This window comes from Halomonas sp. 707D4, assembly GCF_024158685.1.
Classification (GTDB): domain Bacteria; phylum Pseudomonadota; class Gammaproteobacteria; order Pseudomonadales; family Halomonadaceae; genus Vreelandella.
This window is the reverse complement of the sequence record NZ_JAMZBD010000235.1, coordinates 1-4816: the sequence shown is the minus strand read 5'-3', so window position 1 is coordinate 4816 and position 4816 is coordinate 1. Positions and strand designations below refer to the sequence as shown.

At 63.2% G+C, this 4816-nt stretch carries 4 protein-coding genes; 3 read left to right on the top strand and 1 reads right to left on the bottom strand.

The genetic code is table 11. The annotated features are described in order from the left end of the window. Nucleotides 1-1459 (top strand): type I restriction enzyme endonuclease domain-containing protein (locus BIS11_RS10880; RefSeq protein WP_253586043.1); only part of this gene is annotated, 1459 nt, incomplete at its 5' end. Then, nucleotides 1456-2172, top strand: coding sequence for a M48 family metallopeptidase (locus tag BIS11_RS10875; protein WP_253419932.1), 717 nt, complete (start codon nt 1456-1458; stop codon nt 2170-2172). The genes BIS11_RS10880 and BIS11_RS10875, both read left to right, overlap by 4 nt. Nucleotides 2173-2226: 54 nt before the next feature. On the opposite strand, the gene BIS11_RS10870 is transcribed toward BIS11_RS10875, so the two are convergent. Continuing rightward, the gene (locus tag BIS11_RS10870) at nt 2227-3624 is read right to left on the bottom strand and encodes a sigma 54-interacting transcriptional regulator (RefSeq protein WP_253419930.1); all 1398 of its coding nucleotides are present in this window, start codon (nt 3622-3624) and stop codon (nt 2227-2229) included. Between the two features lie 216 nt (nt 3625-3840). On the opposite strand from BIS11_RS10870, the gene speB reads away from it, so the two are divergent. Next, nucleotides 3841-4791: an agmatinase gene (speB, locus tag BIS11_RS10865; RefSeq protein WP_253419928.1), complete on the top strand. Its 951-nt coding sequence runs from the start codon at nt 3841-3843 to the stop codon at nt 4789-4791. The last annotated feature ends 25 nt before the right edge of the window (nt 4792-4816 follow it).

The window sequence follows — 4816 nt, the reverse complement described above, 5'->3', positions numbered from 1 at the left end:
TTCCAAGGCCGCTGCCGTCCGCTTCAAGGCGGTGCTCGACGAGATCGGCCATGTCTCGAGCGCCATCGTCATCTCGTCGCCGGACGACAACGAGGGCCACGAAGAGGTCGACCAGGACGCCCGAGATCTCGTGCGCGATTTCTGGGCGAAGATGATGGCGCATTACAAAACCGAGGAGGCCTACAATCGCGAGATCGTCGAGGCCTTCAAGGGCTCGGGCGATCCGGAAATTCTGATCGTAGTCTCCAAGCTGCTCACCGGCTTCGATGCACCGCGTAATACCGTGCTCTATGTCTGCAAGTCGCTCAAGGAGCACAATCTCCTGCAGGCCATCGCGCGCGTGAACCGACTCTTCGAAGAGGGGGATACGGAGAAGCAGTTCGGCTTCGTCATCGACTACGAAGGCCTGCTCGGCGAGCTCGACAGCGCGCTGACCACCTACAACGCCTTCGAGGGCTATGACGCGACGGACCTCGCCGGGACGGTGCACGATGTCCGCGAGGAGATCCGCAAGCTGCCGCAGCGTCACGATCAGCTGTGGGATCTGTTCAAGCCTGTGCGCAACAAGCGTGACATGGAGCAGTTCGAGCGCCATCTCGCCGACGAAGCGCGCCGCCAGGACTTCTATGCGCGCCTGAGCGCCTTCAGCCGTTGCCTGCACATCGCGCTGTCGTCGGACAAGCTGCTCGACGTCTTCGACCAGAATAAGGTGGACGCCCTAAAGCGCGACTGGCAGCAGTTCTCGGAACTCAAGCGCTCGGTCCAGATCCGCTATCAGGAAACGGTCGATATCCGCGAGTTCGAGCCCAAGATCCAGAAGCTGCTCGACGACCATGTCGTGGCGATGCCCGCCGAGACGATCATCGATGTGGTCAACATCAACGACCCCGACGCGCTGAAGGCGGTGGTCGAGGAAACCGGCGTCTCGGAAGCCTCGAAGGCCGACCGCATCTCCAGTGCCACGCGGCGGGCGATCACCGAGAACATGGATGAGGACCCCACCTTTTACAAACGTTTCTCGGAGCTGCTCGAAGAGACGATTCGCGCCTATCGCGAGCAGCGGCTCTCCGAACGTGAATACCTGCAGAGCGTGGTAAAGCTGGCAAGCCAGATAGCGCGCAAGGATCGCGGCCATCACGTGCCGGAACGTCTCCGAGGCAACGAGGATGGGCAGGCGTTCTTCGGCATTCTCGATGGCCAACTCCAAACCCGAGACGAGGCGACGGTGGCGGGCGACGAAGCGGCCATCATCTCCTTGGACATCATCGAGATCATCAAGTCACATCTGATCGTCGACCTGTGGTCGAACGAGATGGCGCAGAACGATCTACGCAACGCCATCGACGATTACTTCTTCGACGTCATCCGCGACCAGAAAGGCGTCAATCTGCCGGTCGAAGTGCTGGACGACCTGGAGCAGAATATCATGAACCTCGCCCGCGCCAGGTTCACCGCATGACTCGGGAACGTCACTACCTGCGCTACGGAGCGCAGGAGATTCACTACGAGGTCAAACGCCGACCCAGAAAGACGCTCGAAATCGCCGTCGAGCCAGATGCCTCGGTAATGATTGCAGCCCCCATGGAGACACCGTTGGCGGCCATCGAGGCCAGGCTGCGCAAGCGTGCCGCCTGGGTGTTGCGGCAGCAGCGCTATTTCTCACAGTTCCTGCCGCGGACCCCCGAGCGGCAGTATCTCGCCGGTGAGACGCACCTCTACCTCGGACGGCAGTATCGCCTGAAGGTGATCCCGCATACGCACAAGCGTGTGAAGCTGATCCGGGGCTTCATCGTCGTGCAGACCCCTCGCCCCCAAAGCCCCGAGACGACGCGCGAGCTGGTCGAGGCCTGGTATCGGGAGCGGGCGCACCTCAAGTTCCCGGAGCGGCTCGAACACTGTCTGGCCCGCTTCGCGGTGCCGCAGTCATTTCGCCCGATCGGGATCATCGTGCGTCGGATTCAGCAGCGTTGGGGGTCCATGTCTCCCGCAGGCCGCCTGCTGCTCAATCTACGTCTGGTTCAGGCGCCGGTGGACGCGATCGACTATGTCATCACCCATGAACTTTGCCACCGCGCCGAACCCCACCACGGCCCGGCATTTTTCGAGCTGCTAGAGCAGGTGATGCCGGACTGGGAGCGGCGCAAGCAGCGGCTGGAACGGGCCATGGCTTGAGAGGGCAGTAGACTGACCTTTTTATAATTATGCCTGCCTCTTGCGCCACACGACCTAGCCTTGGGGAGCGCTCAGGCCGTGCCTGCGAAGTTTGCGCACCACGCTCGATTGGCTGATGCCCAGCCGTTTGGCGATAGCGTAGGTGCTGGGGTGTTGCCGACACAGCTCGCGCAGCAGCCGCTGTTCGACGCGGGCCAGGTAAGCGGGCAGCGTTTCTTCGCGCTCGATTGATTCGTACGCTTCAGGCGTCGGCTCCGGGCGGGAGGCGGTGGGGGTCGCCTCGACGCTTTCGATCTGATCCGAGGCGCTGGAGAGCCAGGCGCGCTCCAGCCAGTTTTCGAGCTCGCGCACGTTGCCGGGCCAGTCGCTGCCCATCAGCGTCGACCAGACGTGGTTGTCGAGAAACTTCTGCCGCCCGTAGTGGGCGTTGAGCCGGTCAAGGCAAGCCTCGGCAAGCTCGGGAATGTCCTCGCGGCGCTCGCGAAGCGCCGGCAGCGTGACGGGGATCACGTTGAGGCGGTAGTAGAGATCCAGCCGGAAAAGGCCTTCTTGCACGCGCGCCGCCAGGTCCTGGTTGGTGGCCACCACCAGGCGGAAATCGACCCGGCGGGGACGGGTGTCGCCCAGGCGCGTCAGCTTGCCATCCTGAATCACCTTCAAAAGCTTGGTCTGCATCAGTAGCGGAAGCTCGCCGATCTCGTCGAGAAATAGCGTGCCGCCTTCGGCCTGCTCCAGAAGCCCCGCCTTGCCCTGACGGGCGGCGCCGCTGAACGCGCCGGGCTGATAGCCAAACATCTCGGACTCGAACAAATTCTCCGGAATGGCGCCGCAGTTGACTTCGACGAAGGGGCCCGCTGCGCGCTCGCTCCAGCGATGGAGCTGACGGGCAAACGCCGTCTTGCCCACGCCGGACTCCCCCAGCATCAGTACGCTGGCCCCGGAGGGCGCCACGCGCTTGAGGAGCCTGGCGACCTCGCGCATCGAATGGCTTCGCACCTGAAGTTCCTCCAGGGCGCTGTCGAGGGCCGGGTCGTCGGCCACGCTCTGGCCGCGCTTGAGGTGCTCGTTGAAGCGCTTTTGCAGCAGCGCGTACTCATCCTGCAGAAGCTGCAGGTCGGTCATGTCTCGCGAGCGGCTGACGATGCGCTCGAGCTTGCCGTTCACGAACACCGGGTGGGCCTCGGCGATCACGCGGCGCCCGGTGCCGGTGACCTGCATCAGCTGCGCGGGGCGGCGGGTGCGCATCACTTCCAGGCTGATGGAGGGCTTGAGTACATCATCGCGCTCGAGCGTTCTGACATTGCTGCCTAGAAGCGCTTCGCGGGGGAGCCCGTATACCGCTTCGACGCCGGGGCTTATCGCAAGGATCTCGCCGTCGCCGCTCACGATGAAGAAGTGGTCGTTGGCGGTCTCCACAATGGTGTTGAGCACGCTGCGATCGATCTCGTCCACGCCGTTCTCCTCGAACCGATAGTGACTCGTCAATGCAAAAACGACTCGATACTACGCTTTTTTGAGTCGGTTTTGCATTAATCGAGGCGCAAGAAAGCCGATTTGAAGGGCGCGTTCGCCTGGCACGTTAAATGCAGTAACTGAGTAAATCCCATGATCGGGCTCGGTGTTCAGGGCGCTGGGCTCGAGAATCGCTACAAGCAAAGGAGAAGCGCAGTGAATGACTTCAATCAGCCGCTTGGCGGCAACAGCGTGCCGCGCTTTGGCGGGCCGGCGACCATGATGCGCCTGCCGGCTCAGGATAGCGCTAAGGGGCTGGACGCCGCGTTCATCGGTATCCCGATGGATATCGGCACCTCCAACCGGCCCGGCACGCGGCTGGGCCCGCGTCAGATTCGCGACGAGTCGCGCATGCTTCGCCCCTACAACATGGCCACCCGCGCCGCGCCCTTCGAGCACCTGCAGGTGGCGGACATCGGCGACGTGCCGATCAACACTTTCCACTTACCCAAGAGTGTGGACATCATCACCGCGTTCTTCGACGACGTACTGAGCCACGACTGCGTGCCGCTCACACTCGGCGGCGATCACACCATGACACTGCCGATTCTGCGCGCCATGGCCAAAAAGTACGGCCCGGTGGGCTTGATTCATATCGACGCCCACGCCGACGTCAACGAGCACATGTTCGGCGAGGAGATCGCCCACGGCACCACCTTCCGCCGCGCCCAGGAAGAGGGGCTTTTGGCGAAGGAGAAAGTGGTGCAGATCGGCCTGCGCGGCACCGGCTACGCCGCCGAGGACTTCGACTGGTGCCGCGATCAGGGCTTTCGCGTCGTTCAGGCAGAAGCGTGCTGGTACCGGTCGCTGGCGCCCTTGATGGAAGAGGTGCGCGCACAGATGGGCGACACACCGGTGTACGTAAGCTTCGACATCGACGGCCTCGACCCGTCGGTGGCGCCGGGCACCGGCACCGTCGAGATGGGCGGGCTGACCTCCCATCAGGGGCTCGAAATCGTGCGCGGCGCGGCGGGGCTCAACATCGTCGGCGGCGATCTCGTCGAGGTCTCACCGCCCTATGATACCAGCGGCAATACCGCGCTGATGGGCGCCACGCTGTTGTATGAAATGCTCTGCGTGCTGCCCGGTGTGAAGAGAGGGGAGTGAAGCGTCAGGAGTGGCCGTGGCGGGG

Coding starts and splice junctions, on each gene's coding strand:
- BIS11_RS10875 (WP_253419932.1), top strand. CDS start 1,456: ATGACTCGGGAACGTCACTACCTGCGCTACGGAGCGCAGGAGATTCAC.